Annotated in this window: 8 protein-coding genes; all 8 read right to left on the reverse strand. The window is 39.5% G+C overall.

Annotated features, from left to right (window positions below; genetic code table 11):
- Window positions 1-27: 27 nt before the first annotated feature.
- Window positions 28-2,433 carry an ABC transporter permease gene (locus tag B3139_RS02850; protein WP_293879640.1) on the reverse strand — a complete coding sequence of 802 codons (2,406 nt, stop codon included), beginning with the start codon at window positions 2,431-2,433 and terminating at the stop codon, window positions 28-30.
- Window positions 2,434-2,625: 192 nt separating this feature from the next.
- Window positions 2,626-5,031 carry an ABC transporter permease gene (locus B3139_RS02855; RefSeq protein ID WP_293879641.1) on the reverse strand — a complete coding sequence of 802 codons (2,406 nt, stop codon included), beginning with the start codon at window positions 5,029-5,031 and terminating at the stop codon, window positions 2,626-2,628.
- A 32-nt stretch (window positions 5,032-5,063) separates the two neighbouring features.
- A complete protein-coding gene (locus B3139_RS02860; protein WP_293879642.1) occupies window positions 5,064-7,451 on the reverse strand; it encodes an ABC transporter permease in 2,388 nt (795 codons plus the stop codon).
- Between the two features lie 51 nt (window positions 7,452-7,502).
- Window positions 7,503-9,896 carry an ABC transporter permease gene (locus B3139_RS02865; RefSeq protein ID WP_293879643.1) on the reverse strand — a complete coding sequence of 798 codons (2,394 nt, stop codon included), beginning with the start codon at window positions 9,894-9,896 and terminating at the stop codon, window positions 7,503-7,505.
- A 75-nt stretch (window positions 9,897-9,971) separates the two neighbouring features.
- Window positions 9,972-12,332: an ABC transporter permease gene (locus B3139_RS02870; RefSeq protein ID WP_293879644.1), complete on the reverse strand. Its 2,361-nt coding sequence runs from the start codon at window positions 12,330-12,332 to the stop codon at window positions 9,972-9,974.
- Window positions 12,333-12,429: 97 nt separating this feature from the next.
- Window positions 12,430-14,820, reverse strand: coding sequence for an ABC transporter permease (locus B3139_RS02875; RefSeq protein WP_293879645.1), 2,391 nt, complete (start codon window positions 14,818-14,820; stop codon window positions 12,430-12,432).
- Between the two features lie 215 nt (window positions 14,821-15,035).
- A complete protein-coding gene (locus B3139_RS02880) occupies window positions 15,036-17,399 on the reverse strand; it encodes an ABC transporter permease (RefSeq protein WP_293879646.1) in 2,364 nt (787 codons plus the stop codon).
- A 55-nt stretch (window positions 17,400-17,454) separates the two neighbouring features.
- Window positions 17,455-19,863 carry an ABC transporter permease gene (locus B3139_RS02885; protein WP_293879647.1) on the reverse strand — a complete coding sequence of 803 codons (2,409 nt, stop codon included), beginning with the start codon at window positions 19,861-19,863 and terminating at the stop codon, window positions 17,455-17,457.
- Window positions 19,864-19,887 lie beyond the last annotated feature (24 nt).

A 19,887-nucleotide genomic window follows, 5' to 3' on the forward strand; every position in this document is an offset into this window, starting at 1 on the left:
ACTGTTTATATGGATTGGTTTCTGACATTATTCATCTCTCAATTTTTCAACCGGATTAAATCGGGTGGCCCGAAATACAATAATGGCAACCAATAAACTTAGTAAACCAATTAATGTTCCTAGTGGTAACAAGTAGGTAAGAACATTGATATCTATGCGGATGATGTAATTTTGAAGCCAGTATTGCATCAATAGATAACTCAGTGGAACCGTCGTCAATGCCGCAAATAGGAATATTCCGTAGTACTCCTTCGAAAATAACACCATTAAATGTGCTAACGATGCACCGAGTACTTTGCGGATACCGACTTCTTTATTCCGCAAATGGATGGAAAGGGATATTAATCCGGTGAGCCCCAATGCCACGATCAGCAGCGAAACGACCGTAGCCAACTGTGATGCACGATGCAGCTGCAGTTCAGTTTCATATAAATTTTTGATGCGTTCATCCATAAATTGATATTCGAAAGGAGCATCAGGCATCAACGTTTTCCATTTTTTTTCGAGTTGTTGTACTGTATTGGAAAGAGAGCCTTGCTTTAAACGGATGCTAAGGTATCGATATTGTAAGCTTTCCTGTACATCTGTCCATACGATAGGCGGAGAGGCCTGGTGAAGTGAATTGGCCACAAAGTTTTCAGCAACGCCTAAAATAGTCATTTTGTAACTTGGATCAGCTAGAGCAATCTGCTGACCAATAGCTTGCTCGGCATTTTTAAAACCAAAATCGTCCATGGCTTTTTTATTGATCACAACTGGCCTATTATTCGCATTGGCAACATAGTTTTTAGGGAGAAAAGTTCCAGCAACTAGTGGTATCTCATAGGTCTCCAAAAAGTGACTATCACTTGTAATCCGTTGTACCTGGATTTCTTTGTCGTCAGTCGTCCCGAATGCTGGCTGCATATTGGATCCCAGCAATCCAGGTATTTCATAAGATAAGGTTACTGATTTAACTTCTGGTTGCAAGCTGAGTTCTTGTTGCACAGTCTCCATTTTGCGAACGCCATTTTCGGACCAGTCTCTGGGTACTTGGACAGTTAATAAATAGTCTTTGTTGTAACCTAGATTGCTATGGAGAAATAGATCAACTTGTTTAGAAATAATTAGCGTACAGACAAGCAGGAGCAAAGCTACCCCAAATTGAAAAAACAAAAGAATTTTTCGCACCAGCTGTTTGCCTCCTAGCGTCGAAAATTGATTTTTGACTGCAGGAAGTACCGCTATATTGGAAAGTTTAATAGCTGGGTAGAGCCCGGCCAGTAGGCCAATGAATAACGTCATTATACCCAATAATCCAAAAAAGTAAATCGGCAATTCCACTAAGGTGGGCAGCTTTCGCATCAAGATATGCTCAAAAATTGGACTTGCGATGATATAAAGCGGCAGACTGATCAATGCTGCTATGCTCACGATTAGGATATATTCGGTCATCAATTGCCTGATAAGCTGTATTCGAGATGATCCCATCATCTTGCGAACACCGATTTCCTTTAATCGGGTAATGTGCTGAGCGATACTAAAATTGATGAAATTGATGATAGCCATAATCAGGATAAAAATGGCCGTCCAAATCAATGTCTGTATCATTTTACGCACGGCCCCTTGGTTGTCATCCAAATAATAGGTTTTCAATGGTTTTAGATCAGGGCTATATTCACTGGAAAATTCCTTATCGGTATTTTTTCTTACCAACGTTTCAATGGCGGCATCTACGCGATCCAAGCTTACACCTGGTTTCAATTCGATATAACCGGCAATATAAGGGTTATTCCAATTGTCTATAGATCGACCAAAGAATTCCTCATTGATGATCGGTAAAAATATGTCTGCATGCATATTCTTTGTGAGATCCATAATGGCATTTTGGACGTCGGATCTAATGATTGCTGTAATTTCAAAATCGTGTTTTTCACCCTTGAAATTTTTTATCTGTAGCGATTTGCCGAGTACATCCACATGCCCGAAATATTTTATGGCAGCTTTGTCACTGATGACAACTGAAAAGGGATTATTTAAAGCCGTATTAGCATTGCCCGCCAGCATATGGAATCCGAACATCGTCAATAGGCTGGGATCTCCGAGAGACATCCCTTCTTCATGGATTGTCGAACCGTTGGCTACGATACCTGTCAATCCATCAATCCGATAATAATTAGAGACCAGATTGGGATACTCCTCATGTAAGGCTTTAGGGAGCGCCCCTAATGTGGTTAAGTTAATACCAAATCCTTCTTTCTTATACTTGCTTTGCAACAAAAATTGCCGGTCAATATTTCTGATGCTGCTATTCACTTGATGTACATCCCATATATAGGCGCCTACAAGTAGGAGAAAAGTAATACCGCAGGTCAATCCAATTAGATTGATCAGATTTTGCACTTTTTTCTTTCCGATATTTCGCCAAGCAATTTTGAAGTTTGTAAAGTTCATTGTTTTATACTAAGAATTTATTCCGGTCGTGGAGCTGCTAATAGCTTGTGTGCTCCACTTAAAAAATTAAAAATACAAATGTTTGGCCAAGCAATTATCCTGTTGATCATTAACGGGTTGCCTTCCTCATTCTTTTACTTGCTGTTCGATATCGGACAGTGCTTTGTCCACCGCTGAACAGACAAGTCTATTTTATTCATCGCGTAGACTGTCAACAGGCTTTGTTATGGCCGCGCGTATCGCTTGTGAACTTACAGTAATTAAAGCAATAAAGACGGCTAGAGCTCCTGCTAGCACAAACATCCACCATTGCATCTCAATACGGTACGCGAAATTCTCTAACCATTTGTGCATTATCCACCAACCTAGGGGAGAAGCAATGATAATGGCACTGAGAACGAGTTTGACGAACTCAATGGAAAGCATGCGTGTGATATCTGAAACTGTAGCCCCAATAACTTTTCGGACCCCTATTTCTTTTCTGCGTTGATTGGCGGTGAAAATAGCCAAGCCGAATAAACCAAGGCAGGCCACAAAAATAGTCAGTCCTGCAAAGATGCTCAGTAACTTACCCGTTTTCACTTCTGCTTGGTAGGTTTGTGCGTATCGGTCATCCAAAAAGGAATAGCTGAATGGAATGTCTGTTGGAAAGGAGCGATAGAGAGACGCTAATTTTTGAATGAGCTTATCCATATCGGCTGTTTGTATTTTGAGAATCAAACTCCCGGCTTGATCGCTAAGAACCATCACAAGCGGGGAGATCTGCTCATGTAAAGAGCGAAAATGAAAATCCTTAACGACACCAATAACACGATAGCTTTTGTTGTCTTTATTGGTCAATATTTTACCAAGGCTATGATCGTTCCAACCTAGATCTTTTGCTGCGGTTTCATTGATGATGACAGAAAGGCTGTCACTACCAAATGTTTTTGCGAAATTTCGTCCTTCTTTAAGCTGCATACCCATAACCGGAATATATTCTTCATCTATATCGTAACGAATCGTTTTGACCCATTGATCAGTATTGCCATCTGGATAGATGAAAAAATTGTTGTTGCTACTTTCTCCGGCAGGGAGATAGGACGAATGAGAGACATGCTTGATTCTGCTATCTTGCAGCAATAAATTATAATATGTCTTTTCGTTTTTCCCTAAAGGCCAGCTCGGTATAATAAGGACATTATCCTTGTTATATCCAAGTTTAATATGACGCATATAATCCAGCTGCTGAACAACGACCACGGTTCCAAAGATAAGTCCGACGGAAATGATGAATTGAAATACAACAAGTCCACTGCGTAAATTAAGGCCTTTAGTCGAACGACTTATTTTTCCTTTTAATACACGAAGTGGATTAAATGAGGACAGATATAACGCGGGATAGCTGCTGGAAAATAGACCGACGACTAAACCAAAAGTTAGCAGGAAGGGAATAATTTTAAAAGCGTCAAGTTTTTGAATTTCAATCTCTTTTCCTGAAATTTGATTAAATAGAGGAAGGATAAGTAAAACAATTCCCAAAGCTATTCCTAAGGCAATATAGGTCAGGAGGACACCCTCCAGCATAAACTGTCGCATCAGGTTTTGCTTGTCGGCACCCAATACTTTTCGTACGCCAACTTCTTTACATCGTTTAAAACCACTTGCTGTAGATAGATTCATGAAATTAATTGTGGCAATCAATAGCATAAAGAGCGCAATAGCGCTGAAAATGTAAACGTACCTTATATCCCCTGGAGCGCTGAGGTCGTAGTTGAAATTTGAATGTAGATGGATATCTGTTAGCGGCTGTAGGTAAAGCCCGATCTTATTTCCCGTCGTCTTGTATTCTTGGTAACTCATGCCAAAACCTGCCATAAATTGTGTGGCAACATGTTTGTCGAATAGAGTGGCTAAGTTTTTTTCGAGCTTTTCACGTGAAGCATTTTTCGAAAGCAGTGCATAAGTATAGTATTCGGAAGTCATCCACGAATCTGATCGTGAATCTTCAAGTGCATCCAAAGAGGTAAACACATCAAAATGAAAATGGGAGTTTTGAGGGATATCTTTGATTACTCCAGTAATTTTGAGGATATTTGGACTGTCTTTGATGATGAGGTCTCGACCGACAACATCGTTTGTGCCGAAGTATTTTAAGGCGGTGGATTCGGATATTACTGCAGAATTTGGGGAAGAAATAGCTGTAGACAAATTTCCTTTGATAAAAGGGAGCGTGAAAATTCTGAAGAAAGAAGCATCCACAAAAGCCATTTTTTCTTCGTGAAACACTTTATTATTGACGACAAATAGGGGAGAGCCACCGATTCTTAAGCGCGTGGTTTCTTCAACTTCGGGCAGCTCCGCCTTCATGGTCGAAGCAACAGGTGGCATCACATGTGCCTCATTGATTGTTCCACCCTTAACAGTTCCTCTGAAAACGACACGGACAATGCGATCTGCATGCACATTATAACGATCAAAGCTAAATTCATCGCTTACGTATAAACTGATTAGCAAACAGGTTGCAATCCCCATCGCTAACCCCGTTATGTTGATCAGTGAAGTGGATAAATTTCGGGTTAAATTCCGCCATGCTATTTTTAAATTGTTCTTGATCATATGGATGACGCTTAATGCTTTTATAATATAACTTACTCATCACGCAAACTATCAACGGGATTCACTAAAGCTGCTCGTATTGTTTGGATATTGACGGTAATGATACAGATCAAAAACACGACAAGAGCAGCAAGGGTAAAGTACCACCATTGTACCCCCACATTGTAGGCATAATCTTCGAGCCATTTTTTTGAAAGATACCACCCTATAGGACTGGCAATAACAATAGCGAGGGAGGTTAAAATGAGATAATCTTTTGAAAAGAGATGCGATAGGTCCAGCACTCTTGCGCCTAGGACTTTGCGAATGCCAATTTCTTTCGTTCGCTGTTCAAGATTTTGCATAATTAAACCCGTAATACCCAATGCAGAGATCAATAACGCCAATGTACTGAATAAAATAAATAATTGCACTTGCTTGCCCTCTTTTTCATATTGCTGTGCAATTAGCTCATCGATCCATTGATAAGACAGGTATTTGTGAGGATAGGTATGCTGAATAATTTTAGATACCGATTGAAGGATATGTTGTTCTTGTCCTTCCCCCACTTTTATCAGTATATTGCCGCTTCCATTAAAATCTTTAGCCAAAATCACCGTCGGTACGATCTTGAAACGAAAAGACTCACTATGAAAATCTTTAATGATGCCGACGGGGATAATCTGAAGGTCTTTATACAGGACACCGAGTCTGTCTATGCCAAGCATTCTTGCTGTACTTTCGGTTACAAGAGCATTGTTGACTCCGTCCTCTACCAACCCCATTTCAACATGTGTGTAATCTTCGGGAGTTAATAGTCGTCCCTTAACCAATTGGATTCCCAATGTCTTGGAGAGATTGATATCACCGCCGATGAAACTGACTTGGATTTTTTTTTCAGGACTATACTTGTCTGCGATTGTCTTGACAAGATAGCCTGAACCAATTGTCGGTGTCCAGTTAGCTATGCTGACCGATTCAACACCAGTGAGTTGGCTTATTCGGTCTTTTATATCTGTACTTTGTGTTCCCGTGTTGAAATAATCGATGTTGAGCACATTACTGACCTCGATCCCCAAGGGTGCTGATTGCATATAGACAAGTTGTGATTTGATTGTTATAAGTCCAATAATGACGATAATAGTGATGCTAAACTGTATTGTGATAAGTATTTTTTTAATAAACATTTCAACATTCGGAATTTTGGATAGCTTATTTTTCAAGGCATCCGAACTCTTAAGTCCAGAAACCATCCATGCGGGATAAAAGCCAATCAATAGACCAAGAGCGAGCGATATCGTCAAAAAGGACAGTACCAATGGAAGCTGTATGGACCTTATATAAGCGAGATTATAGCCTATAAAGTTTTCCAGTTGGGACAATCCAAGTTTAAAAAGAAGTAAGCTACATAATGCGGAAATAAAAAACAGCAAGGTTGTTTCAAATAGCATTCCTCGAACCATCTGGGGGCGGCTGGCTCCCATGATCTTATGGATATGCAGCGTTCTTAATTTTTTAACGGTTCTTACAGCGTAGATATTAATAAAATTTATGAAGGAAACAATAAGGACCAAAATGGCAACGCCTACAAATATGTTTGTTATTTTTTGGTCGCCACTGATTTCTACACTTCCTAATGGCTCCATATAGATATCCTGAATAGGCTGCAGGCGAAAGGAAGCCACATGTTGTGTGTTTGGAATCAGGTAGTCTTTATACCAATGATTGAGTTTCTGTTCAAGCGTTATCCTTGATGTCCCGGCTTTTAGCTGTACAAATTGTTCTGTGTAGTAGCCTGAGCCATCTTTACTTAATTCCATCGATATTTTTGGAACTAAAGCAATGATGGAAGCTCTGAGCGTTGAATTATAGGGAAGATTATCCATGACACCCGTAATGATATATTCGGAAGGCTGATCAGCATAGGGGTCGGCACTTTGGATAATCTTTCCAATGACATTTTCGTTCTTAAAGTACTTTTCTTTAAATTCTTTGTCAATGAGTAAGTTTGTTTTTCCTTGAACGAGTTGCTTCGGATTGCCTTCAAGAATCTGGATGCTCAGCATGTCCAAAATACATGTTTCCGATTCCAAAGCCTGTACTGCTATGGGCTGCGTGGTGTTGGAATCCGGTTTTAGATAATATTTTCTAGATTCTATACGAGCTTCATTTCGAATTTCTGGAAATACTTGTTTTAATTCTGTACTTAAATTAACCAACGTTCTCGACATTTGTCGTTCAAGACCAGCAGTAGAATCTATAGTAACAATACGGAAAAGATGATCGGCATTTTTCCAGGTTCTGTCATACGAATTTTCTTCAATAACCAGGGCAAACACCAGAAGACACAAGGAGAAACCCATGCTTAAACCTAAGATATTGATCCAAGTGTATTGCCAGTTTTTAATAAGGCTGCGGAGGGCAAGTTTGAACGAATTCATAGTCATCTATCCGGTATAAAGCTATCGAAAAAAATAATGGTAAACGTTAGGCTACTCATCACGCAAACTATCAACGGGATTCACTAAAGCTGCCTTAATCGTTTGATAACTTATAGTAGCCATACTGATTAAAATTGCCATCAATCCAGCAACGGCAAAGTAATACCAATGGATCGCTATTCGATAGCTATAATCTTGCAACCACTGGTCCATTGCCCACCAAGCGATAGGCGTTGCTATAAAAATAGCGATAACGACAAGTTTGATGAAATCGATAGAAAGTAAAGACGTTACTTGGACTACACTTGCGCCAAGAACTTTGCGAACAGCAATTTCTTTCATGCGGGTTTCCGCCATGTATGCGATCAGTGCCAGTAAGCCTAAACAGGAAATAAAGATCGTCAATCCTGCAAAAACCATCGCTAATGTACCTATAGCCTTTGTTTCCTTAAATTTTTGTTCATAGGTTTTGTCAATGAACTGATATTCAAATGGGTAATCTGGGTTGAATTTTTTAAAGATAGTTTCAATTGTCTTTAAGTTGTCTGCGATGTTATGGTTTGTATTTAAACGATAATGAATCGTTGTAAACCAAGCCTTTGGACCCAATATCACCATAGGTTTTTTGTCCCCAAAAGGCGATCCCATAATAAAATCTTTGACAACGCCAACGACTGTCCATTTGGTGCCATCGCCATCCACAATGCTATTTACAGGATTTGTAAGATGAAGACTTTTAACGGCAGATTCATTTAAAATTAATGCAGTACTGTCTGTTGCAAATTTATATATATCGATGTCACGTCCTTGAATCAAAGTGAGACCAAGATTCTTTACCGCATCAGCGTCCGTACTAAAGCGGTTGTAAGAAATTCTTTTGTCCTCTTCGGTCGGTGTACCGGAGGTAAATCCCCAACCATTGCTATAAAAGTCTGTTACTGGCGACATGTTCTTCGATACAGAGACTACAGCATTGCTGGCCAAAAGCTCGTCCCGGAGGATTTTATAATTCTTCTCCAGGTCACCTTTAATACTGCTGTAGAGCAAACCATTTTCATTATAGCCGCGGTCGCGCTGTTTAGTGTACTGGATCTGTTTTGCCACAATGACTGTAGCGATAATCAATATAATAGCGAGGCTAAACTGTATAACCACGAGTATCGAACGGATGTTCAACCCTTTAGTCTTCGATACAAATTTTCCTTTCAAAGTTTTGATCGGTTGAAAAGAGGAAAGGAAAAAGGCCGGATAAGTACCCGCTAATATCCCTGTAAACAGTGCGAACGCAAGTAGAAAGAGCCAGGTTTGTAGACTTAATAAGGAAAGACTGAGATTTTTTTCAACAAGGTCATTAAAAAAAGGCAGCACTATAAAGACAAGTAGAGTTGCGAGAACCATCGCAATTAAGCTAATTAGTATGCTCTCAACGAGAAACTGAGCCATTAAGCTTGTCTTACTGGCACCAATTACCTTACGGACACCAACCTCTTTTGCGCGACGCTCAGAACGTGCTGTGCTTAAGTTCATAAAATTGATGCTGGCTACTAATAAAATAAAAACACCGATCCACGCAAAAAGCTTGACAATATCAATCCGTCCCGATGTATAATTTCCACCTTTACCATTGTTATACAGAAAAGAATCGGGATAAGGAAAGGCAAAAATCTCCCCTGTATTTTTCGCTGATAAGCGACCCTCTGCCTTATTGCTGGCATTGATATGATCCCTTAAATAGGTCTTGATCTTACTATTAAATGCTGTTAAAGAAGCACCATCTTTTAATAAGACATAAGTACTTATTGAATTATTGCTCCAGTTGTCATCCACATAGCCAATTATTTTTGCATATTCAAAAGGAAGGAGCATGTCAAATCTGAAACTTGAATTACTCGGGATATCTTTGAGAACAGCCTGTACATCAACTTGATTGACCGAATCTATTCTAACCGATTTGCCTATTGGATCCTCATCGCCGAATAGCGACTTAGCATATCTTTCGGTAAGAACAACACCTTTTGGGTGATCAAATTTAACATTCTGTTCGCCTTTGATAAAAGGAAAAGAGAACATCTTGAAAAAGCCGGGATCGACAAAAACTGTGTTTGCAATAAGCTTCTTTTCTTTAAATGTCGTTAAAAATTCATGTCCCTCGTTGTATCGTGTAAACGCTTCGATATCTGGGAAATCAGCGGCCAATGAGGGGCCTAATATTTTAGGTGTATACGCCCAGGCCGATTTATCACCCTGAAATTCATCACGATTACTCAATACATGCAGACGATTCCCCTTTTCATGAAAGCGGTCCATCGTCATCATGTTCTGTAACCAAAGCACTATAAGCAATGCTCCGGCCATGCCTATTGCCAACCCAATGATGTTAGTCAGGGAAAATGACTTATTCTTCATTAGGTTGCGCCATGCTATTTTGATGTAGTTGCTTATCATAATTATCTTTTTTCTCTATTTGTTTTTAAAGTTGGTTTTAAGGCCTAATTTTATTTATTAACCTGTAATTCTCCGCTATTCATCTCTTAATGTCTTCACTGGATTACTGCTTGCGGCTCTAATGGCTTGGCTACTAACAGTAATGAGAGCGATCAGTATGGCGGAAGCTCCAGCGAAACCAAATGTCCACCACTGTATTTCAATGCGATAGGAGAAATCCTGAAGCCATTTATTCATAGCCCACCACGCAAGCGGAGATGCAATTAAAATGGCAATGACGACAAGTTTGACAAAATCTCTAGATAACATTGCTGTGATTCCCGAGACGGATGCGCCAAGTACTTTACGTATACCAATTTCTTTTGTTTTCAATTCGGCCATATATGATGCAAGTCCAAATAGACCTAAACAGGAAATTGATATGGCTAATAGCGAGAAGATAAATGCTAACTTTGCCGTCTGTTGTTGATCGCCGAATTTTGAAGCGAACTGTTGATCAACAAATTTGTATTCAAAAGGATAAGCTGGATTAAATTTCTTAAGCGTCTTTTCAATTTGATTCAACTGATCGCTAAACGATGATGTAACATTGACCCGAATAACCATGTTTAGTAGCCAATTTTTGTTCGCATATATCAGCAATGGAGAGACGGGATTATAGGGAGATCCGCTAATGTGATCATTGATAACACCAACAATCGTATATGTCTTATCGCCCCATTTTAAGTAATTGCCAACCGGATTTTTGAGTTTCATTTCTCTAATGGCAGCTTCATTGAGCAATATTGATGAACTATCTGCTAGCATCCTACTATAATCGATATCGCGGCCTGCTATGAGTTTTAATCCTACAGTCTTTACAAAATCACTTTCTGTTTTTCCAAGATTGAAGACAATTTTATTGCCTTGTTCAGGAGTAGCACCCTCCCATAAAAAACCTCCGCTCGTATTCGATGCATTTTGTGTAATAGACCAACCGGTGCGTGTCACCGATTGCGCTATGTTGGCGCTAATCAGCTCCGATTTAATTGCTTCGTAATTTCTTTCCATGTTACCTTCCATTGGTATTTCGATGAGCTGTGAACTGTTGTAACCGATATCACGTTGCGCAGCATAATTGATTTGCTGTCGTACAATCATCGTTGCTATAATCAGTATGATCGCGATACCAAATTGGAAAATGACCAGTAGCTCTCTGAAATTCAATACAAACTTGTTGGAGCGGCTTAGCGGTTTCAGTGTTTTAACTGGTTTAAATGCCGATAGGACAAAGGCAGGGTATAATCCGGCCAATGTGCCTGTAAAAAATGTGAATCCAGCTAACGATATCCATATGATTGGATCTGTTAAGGAAAATGATAAAGGCCTGTCTAATATTTTATTAAATAAGGGCAATATACCGATAGCCAGACCAATAGCGATTAGTCCAGAAATAAGTGCTAATAAGACAGATTCAGTAAGGAATTGGGCAATCAGGTTGAAGCGTTGGGCGCCCACCACTTTGCGAACCGCAACCTCTTTTGCTCTTTTCTGACTTCTTGCCGTACTGAGATTGACAAAATTGATGCAGGCGATCAGCAGAATTAATAGGCCGATACCGCCAACCAGTTTGACCTGGTCTATGTTTCCCCCCACAGGTATTCCCTGTTCGAATTTGGAGTAAAGATGCATTTTTGACAAGGGATATAGGAAAAGTGATCCCTTCGAGACATTGTTCGTTTTTTTTGTGATAAAACCGACCAGTTTTTTATTGAAAGCTTCTATATCAACACCTTTTTTCAGCTGCACATAGGTGTAAAATGAATTGGAATTCCAATCCGGCGAGTAATTCTCCGGTTGAACCAAGGGGATTAAATAGGTAAAATCAAAATTTGTATTACTCGGCAAATCCGCGATTACGGCAGTCACTTTATAAGGCTCTTTATCGTCGAGCATAACTGTCTTATCCAAAGGGTCAACGTCGCCAAAGATATTTCTTGCAAGGCTCTCTGTGAGAACAATACTTTTCTTGTCTCCTAGCGCATTGTTGTTATTTCCCCTAAGGATTTTGAATTCAAAAATTTGCATAAAAGCGGGGTCAACTTCGTTTCCTTTAGATTTGATTTTTTTCTCATCGAAAGACAATAATCTATTGGAGCTCCAATAGATTCGTGCAGCGTGTTCTACCTCTGGATATTCAGCTTCCAGTGCCGGTGAGGCGAGGCCCGAAGTAACTTGTTGAAGATTAATTTTTCCCTCGTCTTCATATTTGTTCCAAAGTTTGTAAAGACTGGTATTATTGCTATAAAAATTGTCAAATTGAAATTGATTTTGTATCCATATTCCGATAATCAACACCGCAGTCATGCCAATGGACAACCCAATGATATTGATGGCGGAATAACCTTTATTTTTCCAAAGGTTACGCCAGGCTATTTTGATATAATTCTTAAGCATTTTTTGTTTAGGTTATCGATAAATAGCAAAACAAGAATTTACAAAGTCTCCCGCGTGTTATCTATCGGATGCATTAGTTAATTAGTCACTTTAATAATTATTCGTTTCGTAAACTCTCAATAGGGTTAACGATTGCTGCTTTTACAGTTTGAAAACTGATGGTTATAAATGATACCAGCAATGCGCTGATTCCAGCCAACATAAATACCCACCAATCCAACGTAATGTGATAGGCAAAATTTTCTATCCAGCGATGCATAGCATACCATCCCAATGGTACACTAACTAGCAGGGCAGAGCAGACTAAAATCATAAAGTCAAAGCTTAATATCTTGACAATTTTGATTGTTGAGGCACCTAATACTTTACGTATTCCTATTTCCTTAAAACGTTGTTGGACGGCGTAGGCCGATAATGCAAATAGTCCCATGCAGGCAATAGCAATGGTAATGATAGAAAATAACTGCATGACGCGCGTGGTTTGTTGATCCTTGAGATAAAGCTTGTCATAATCGTCGTTGAGAAAGTGATACTCAAAGCTATTTTTTACGTCAATGTCTTGTACGACAGACTTAACCTGAGCTAGCGCATCTTGAACAGGTGTACTTGGGTTGATTCGAATAAAAATATTGCCGAAATAATCATATTCTGGAAAGAGTACGATCGGCTTAACCTCACTATGTAGCGAAGCAAAGTTAAAACTCGCTACGACCTGTTTAATACTTCCTTTACGCCCGTTTAGGTTGATTTTCTTTCCAATCGCTTGTTGAGGTGTGAACCCCATAGCGGATGCCGCTAGCGTATTGACAACAAAACCATATTCAGGTGAGACTGTATCCTGTGCACGTAAGATATCCGTGTCTGATAGCGGTTCGCCGGCAACAGACTGAATGTGAAAAACAGAAACAAAATCCTTTTCAATCGGGATCGCAGTAACATCCATATCAAAGTCATTGGGTTGACCTTCTACCTCCCTAATGCTATATCCTCCTTGTATATTGACTGGATTATCGTAGGAAGCGGTGACACCCTCGACACTGCTAAGCTGCATCAACTTTTCTTTTAGTAGTTGCCTTTCTTTATCCTGCCATCCTCGGCCGTCAATGACCAACATCCCTGCACGATCAAGGCCAGTGTTTTTAGACTGGATGAAATCCATCTGCCTACCTGCGAATAAGGTGCAGATAATAAAAAATATAGAGATACTGAATTGAAAAGTTACGAGCACTCTGCTCAGGGATATACCACTTTGTTTTTCAGTCAATTTTCGTTTAAAAATTGAAATAGGTTTTGAGCTAGCTATGGAATAGGCTGGCCAACCGCCAGAAAGCAATGTTATTAATACTACAAATACAGCCAAAACTGCATAAAAACGGGGGTCGGTCCATATGGTCAATTTTATCTCGGCGCCCATAAACGAACTAAATACCGGTAATAAGAGTACCGTTGTCAGAAGACTAAAGCCAACAGCTAGAAAGACCATCATACTACATTCAAAGAAGAATTGAAAGAATATTGTTTTCTTTGCAGCGCCCAGCACTTTCTTGACACCGATTTCCTTTTTACGTTCAAGCGCATGTGCTAATACCAAATTTGTAAAATTGATACAGGTCAAAATAATAAGCGCAGCACTTAATGCCATTAAGATATAGATATAAGTGATGTTCCCGGTCCCTGCTGCTTTGGAGTGAAGATGGATATCGGTCAGCTTTTCCAGGACGAATCGAAATTGATAGCCTTGTTTTGTTGCTTCGGCGAATTTTGAATTAGTCATTTGATCCAATTTCTGTTGGATCAAACCGAACTGATGTTTGTTTTTTAATAGCGCTATGGTTACATCATTTGCGGATGACCAAGCCATTTCTTTGTAGCGTTCTAATCCCTTATTGGAAAGGAGTGCGGAGAAGTTCAGCTGTGTATTCGTGGGCAAGTCTGCGATAATGCCTGTGATTTTCCAGTTGACTTTGTCAATGGATAGTGTTTGACCAATCGCCGACTGATTGGGGAAATATTTCTCTGCGAGTTTTTTCGTCAAGACAATCTGATTTGGTTCCGCCAGGGCTGATTGTGAATCACCTTCGAGAAAGGTATAACCTAAAGTTTTAAAAACATTCTGATCAGCATACAGTAGGCCTTTTTCAGTTATTACTGCCTCTTTAGATTCTATTTTACCGCCTTTGGAATAACTGTAGAATCTGGTTGCCTGTTCTACATCTGGAAATTCAGCCTGCAAAGTAGGCGCTAGCCCTGTTGGCGTAGCCGAAGAATTAACTTCTTCAGTGCTATTAGGTGATTTATAGGTGAGGCTAATATAAGCTAGGCGGTCTGCGTGGGGAAGGAAACGTTCATAGCTGGATTCATGATATATATACGCTGCCAACAATAGAAAACATGTTATTCCGATACTTAGGCCAAACATGTTTAGAAGAGAAAATCCTTTGTTTTTAATGATATTCCGCCAAGCGGTTTTAAAATAGTTTTTCAACATGATACTGCGTATTTACATAATTAATTAAGCTATATTGTTGTCAATAAACACGCTTTAGTAGAAAGCATTGTTATTCGAAAAATAGCAAAGTCAACCAGTTCAATTGGTTTGCCATAAATGTAATGTATTGATTTTTAGGTTTTTGATGTGTTTTTGTGGTGGTTTTAAATGTTCGGAAACGGACAGTACAGTGTCCGTCCCCGAACAAATTAATATTATTCGCTTCTTAGGGTTTTTACGGGATTTGCTAAAGTAGCTTTAATCGCTTGGTAACTAACGGTTAATAGGGTAATGAGTAATGCGGTTAAGCCTGTGATAGCAAACACCGTCCATGTAATTGATATGCGGTAGACATAGTCTTCGAGCCACGATTCCATCAACAGATAAGCCAGGGGAGATGCAAGCATAAAGCTGATGCCCGTGAGCCAAAAGTATTCCGTGGATAGTAATCGCCATAAGCCGACTTCTGAAGCACCCAATACTTTTCTAATACCGATTTCCTTTTCACGTTGCTCCGTAAGAAAGGACACTAAGGCGTATAGACCGAGACAGGAAATGAGAATGGCGAGACCTGTAAACAGACTTGTCAAACTTTTGATCATCTCCATCTGCTGAAATTCTTTAGCATATTCCTGATCAGTAAATGCATAATCGAAGGTAAAATCCGGATCGATTCGATTGAAGGCTGTAGCAATGGCTTTTAAGTCCTGCTTAAGATCTTGACCATCGTTCAATTGCAGCGTGATCTTGTTTTTCGGTAAAAATTTGAGGAAATAAGCTGTCGGCGTAATCGATTTAAAAGGGGATTCGGAAAGTGTATTCTTGATAATCCCAATAATTGTATAATTGATACCTCTTTTAGACAATTGTTTACTGTTGAGGTCTGTCACTCCCATAAATTGAGCAGCGGCCTCATTCAAAATAACAGCGGTTGAATCTGTTTTAAAATCTTTTGAAAAATTACGGCCCTGTATAAAATCCCATTGTACAGTCTTTGCAAAATTGTCATCAACGGTAAAGATCCCCATAATAGCACCATCTTTGCTGTCATTTCCTTGCCAATTAAACCCACCTCCTGTTAACGAAAGTCGGTTAACAAAGTTAGACGAAAGGGCAGCGTCCTGAATTAATCGCTGTTCGATTAGTTTTTTTCGGAGGATAGCGAAGTTGTTGACGATCGTGGGATTGGAGGAGGTAATATTCACCAAATTGGAACTCTTATAGCCTATAGGACGTTTTTTTGCATAATGTAATTGCTGGATCACTAGATAGGTGGATATCATCAGAAAAATGGAAATGGCAAATTGGACAATCACCATCGCTTTTCGCGTTTGCGATCCGCCTTTTCTACTAGTGATCTTACCTTTCAAGGCCAGAATAGGGTTGAAACCCGATAGAAATAAAGCTGGATACATACCCGAAAGGATACCTATGACGATTATTCCCAATAGCGAGAAACCATAAAAACGAAAATCGGCAAAAGGTATGTGTAGCGTCGTATGCGTGATTGTATTGATCCAAGGAAGGAGCAAGGTTGCCATTAACACAGCCATCAAAAAAGCACAACATACCGCCATTGTCGATTCAACCAGAAAACCCGCAATAAGCTGTCGGCGGTTGACGCCAACAGATTTTAAAACCCCGATTTCTTTTCCTCTTTTTAGACTTCTTGCAGTACTTAAATTGATAAAGTTTATACTGGCCAGCAACATAATGAATATACTGATCCACCCAAACATCCATACATATTGAATTTGTCCACCTACGTTCTTCCCATTTTTAAAGGAATCGTATAAATGCCATTTCGACATGGGATGTAAGAGGATCTCAGGTTTTATATCCGTTAGTTTTTTGTTGATAATATTTGTCAGCTTGTTTTCCAACGCGGGAATCGATGCCGGATTATCAACCTTAACGAACGTGCTAAAGAAGCAGCTAGACCAGCTATCTGCAATACCTTGATCTTTAGTGAGGTAATCGGCAAATGGCAATACATAGTCCAAACCATAAAAGGTGTTGTTTTCAGGAATATCTTTATAAACACCTTGAATAGTATATTGTTCCTTCCCATTGAGCTGAAGAATTTTTCCGATAACATTGGCGTTTTCGAAAAGCCGTTGTGCTAACGATTCCGAGACAATGATGGTATATGGGGCAGTTGGCGTACTGCTGGCCCCCTGTAAGGATTTAAAGGAAAATAATTCAGCGAATCTTCCCATGGCATAAAATCCGTTTGCATTCAACTTTTTATCCCCTACTTTAATCGTATTACTTTCAATCGTAGTAATCAGCGCAGCTTCTGGCATTTCATTTTTGAAATCCGTTGCAATTGTTTTGACCAAAGGAATAGGCGTAGAGCGATCAGTAGATTTTTCATCGTTGAAAGTTCCGGTCATCATGACCTGATAAATATGTTGATAATTGGAGTAATGCTTATCGTAAGAAAATTGTTTCAGCACCCATAACGTACTGATCAGAGCAACAGTAAACCCCAGTGCTAATCCCAAAATATTTATTGTCGTATTTAAGGGACTGCGCTTTAAATTTCTAAGCGCTGTTTTTAGAAATAACTGAATCATTTTATTGCTGTTGTTAGGTATTTAATTATAAGCTACTCATTATTTATCAACTGTTCTATTCGTCCCTTAAACTATTTATTGGATTTGCTTTTGCTGCAAAGACACTTTTGGTTGAAAGTACAATACTCGCAAATGCAATCAATCCCACGGCGGAAAGCCCAAAAATCCAGGGACTGATTGTCGTTCGGTAGACAAAATCATTAAGCCAATTATGCATAAAATAATAGGCAATTGGAAAAGCTATTATACATGCTATCGCAACCAGTGATAGCAAATTTCGAAGCAGTAGGAATGTGATCTGGAAAACAGATGCCCCCAATACTTTACGGATTCCAATTTCCTTTGTGCGTTGATTTGCCGTGAAGATGGCAAGTCCGAATAAACCCAGTCCAGCGATGATTACAGAAAGTCCCACTGCCCAGGATAAAAGCTTGGAAAGCTGCTTTTCTTGTGAATAGAAGTTTTGGATTACCTCGTCCACAAATCGTAGATCCAATTCATCATCGGGGAAAACCGATTTATAACTAGACGTTATTTTATCGATCGCATTTTTCCAGTTTTCAGGATGCGATTGATCCAATGCGATATGGAGTACATAACCTTCTTTACTACCCATATAAACAACCGGTTTAACTCCTTGTCGCGCTGAAGCAAGATCAAAATCTTCCATCACACCAACAATGATGTTATGTCCATTTTCGAAGGTTTTACCAATGGCATCGTGTGGTTTTTTGATATGTAGGAGTTCAAGGCCTTTTCTATTGATCAACATTTCACTGGTTGAATCCAATAGGCGTATATTCCTTCCTGCTAAAAGCCGAATCTGATAAACGTCTAAATAGTTATCATCACCCGATCGACTATCAAAAGTCAAGGATTCCTTGTCGGGCGATTGATCGTAGGAGATTGCAGTGGTCATCCAGCCGTTCATCGCTGGAGCGATGTTCCCAAAACTGATTGCTTTGACATCTTTTAACTTCTTAAGCTCGTTTTTGAGAATGACGCCTTTAGCGGAATTTTGGAAAGCTCCCGGAATATAGATATTAACAATGGCATCTTTCTGAAAGCCCATATCTCTATGAGTGGCGTAGTTGATTTGGCGAACAACGATAAGTACACATATAAGGAACGCTTGGGCCATGACAAATTGAAAGATGGTCAGCGCTTTACGTATCCATGCACTTCGGGAAAGGTTGGTGTTTTTCCCAAGTTGATTTTTGAGCGCCAGCACCGGCGCATATCCTGTCAGTACCCAGGCAGGGTAGAATCCTGCAAGTAAAGTGACTAAGATCAATTGCCCCAATAGGAACAAAACAATAACGGTCTTGTCCAAGCGTTCTATGCTCAGGTTTTTTGGAATAAATCCTTCGAAGACATGTAAAAACAAAGGAAGCAATAAAATAGCAAATAATGTTGCCGTCAAACTTATGAGAAAAGTTTCGATCAAAAACTGTTTAATCAATGTCGTTTTAGAACTGCCTAGGGTTTTGCGAATACCCACTTCTTTCGCTCTTTCGATGGATTGCGCAGTGGATAGATTGATGAAATTTACCGCACCGAGTGCCAAGAGGAACAAGGCCAGTAGAATGAGGTTGCGTAGTGCTTCGGGGTGGGTCGCATCATAATTAAATCGCGTATCAAAATGTACCTCTCCTAAGGCTTGCAATTCCATCTTATCGCTGATCTTTTCTCCTTCTTTGTATTTATATTTTTTAAGGAGATTTGCAATATTATGCTCCAGTAGATGCGGATTGCTGTGGGCTTTTGTTTTGATAAGTACTTGATGGGAGTCGGATATGCTATTCCAGGCTTCCCAGTTATACATGTTCTTTAAATTATTGTCAATAGGGATCGTCGCATCAGCAATGAAACTTTCAAAATTGAAATCCGAATTATGTTGCGGATTTTCAATCACTCCAGCGACTTGAAGCGGGATACTATCCGCATAAATAATCGTTCTACCCATTACATTGGATGGAAGTTCTTTGCCATAAAACTTTTCTAATGTTGTCTGTGTAAGAATAATATTGCCCGAGGAATTTAAAGCTTGTGCGCTGCCAGCTAACCATTTCGAAGGGAAAATATCGAAATATTGACTGTTGGTAAATACCATCTTCTGTTCTTTAGGGAAAGTCTGGAATTGATTGGTTGCCAAAGAAACTTTAAGTTTTTGGATATGGCTGCGGTAGATCGGGGCTACCGTTTCTACGTTTGGGAGTTCTGCTTCCATCGTACGAACCAATGGGACGTAGACACCAGCATTTTTAAATTCGCCATTGTTAACCACACGATATACTCGTTCTTTACCTGGTACATTGTTATCAAAACTATAGTCGTATTGAATCATGAGGAAAATAACCAACGTAGCCGTAATTCCAATAGCGAGACTAGTAATATTGATGAACGTGATCAACTTATGTTTTTTTAAGAAACGATACGCCGTTTTAAGTGAATTTACAATCATTGTTATTTCTTTTTTTAAACCCCA

This window comes from Sphingobacterium sp. UBA1498 (assembly GCF_002325125.1).
Taxonomy (GTDB): Bacteria; Bacteroidota; Bacteroidia; order Sphingobacteriales; family Sphingobacteriaceae; genus Sphingobacterium.

What these genes read in the sequence shown, in the direction of transcription:
- B3139_RS02865 (WP_293879643.1), bottom strand. Translation starts at nt 9,896, where the DNA reads ATGATAAGCAACTACATCAAAATAGCATGGCGCAACCTAATGAAGAAT.
- B3139_RS02885 (WP_293879647.1), bottom strand. Translation starts at nt 19,863, where the DNA reads ATGATTGTAAATTCACTTAAAACGGCGTATCGTTTCTTAAAAAAACAT.
- B3139_RS02875 (WP_293879645.1), bottom strand. Translation starts at nt 14,820, where the DNA reads ATGTTGAAAAACTATTTTAAAACCGCTTGGCGGAATATCATTAAAAAC.
- B3139_RS02870 (WP_293879644.1), bottom strand. Translation starts at nt 12,332, where the DNA reads ATGCTTAAGAATTATATCAAAATAGCCTGGCGTAACCTTTGGAAAAAT.
- B3139_RS02850 (WP_293879640.1), bottom strand. Translation starts at nt 2,433, where the DNA reads ATGAACTTTACAAACTTCAAAATTGCTTGGCGAAATATCGGAAAGAAA.
- B3139_RS02855 (WP_293879641.1), bottom strand. Translation starts at nt 5,031, where the DNA reads ATGATCAAGAACAATTTAAAAATAGCATGGCGGAATTTAACCCGAAAT.
- B3139_RS02860 (WP_293879642.1), bottom strand. Translation starts at nt 7,451, where the DNA reads ATGAATTCGTTCAAACTTGCCCTCCGCAGCCTTATTAAAAACTGGCAA.
- B3139_RS02880 (WP_293879646.1), bottom strand. Translation starts at nt 17,399, where the DNA reads ATGATTCAGTTATTTCTAAAAACAGCGCTTAGAAATTTAAAGCGCAGT.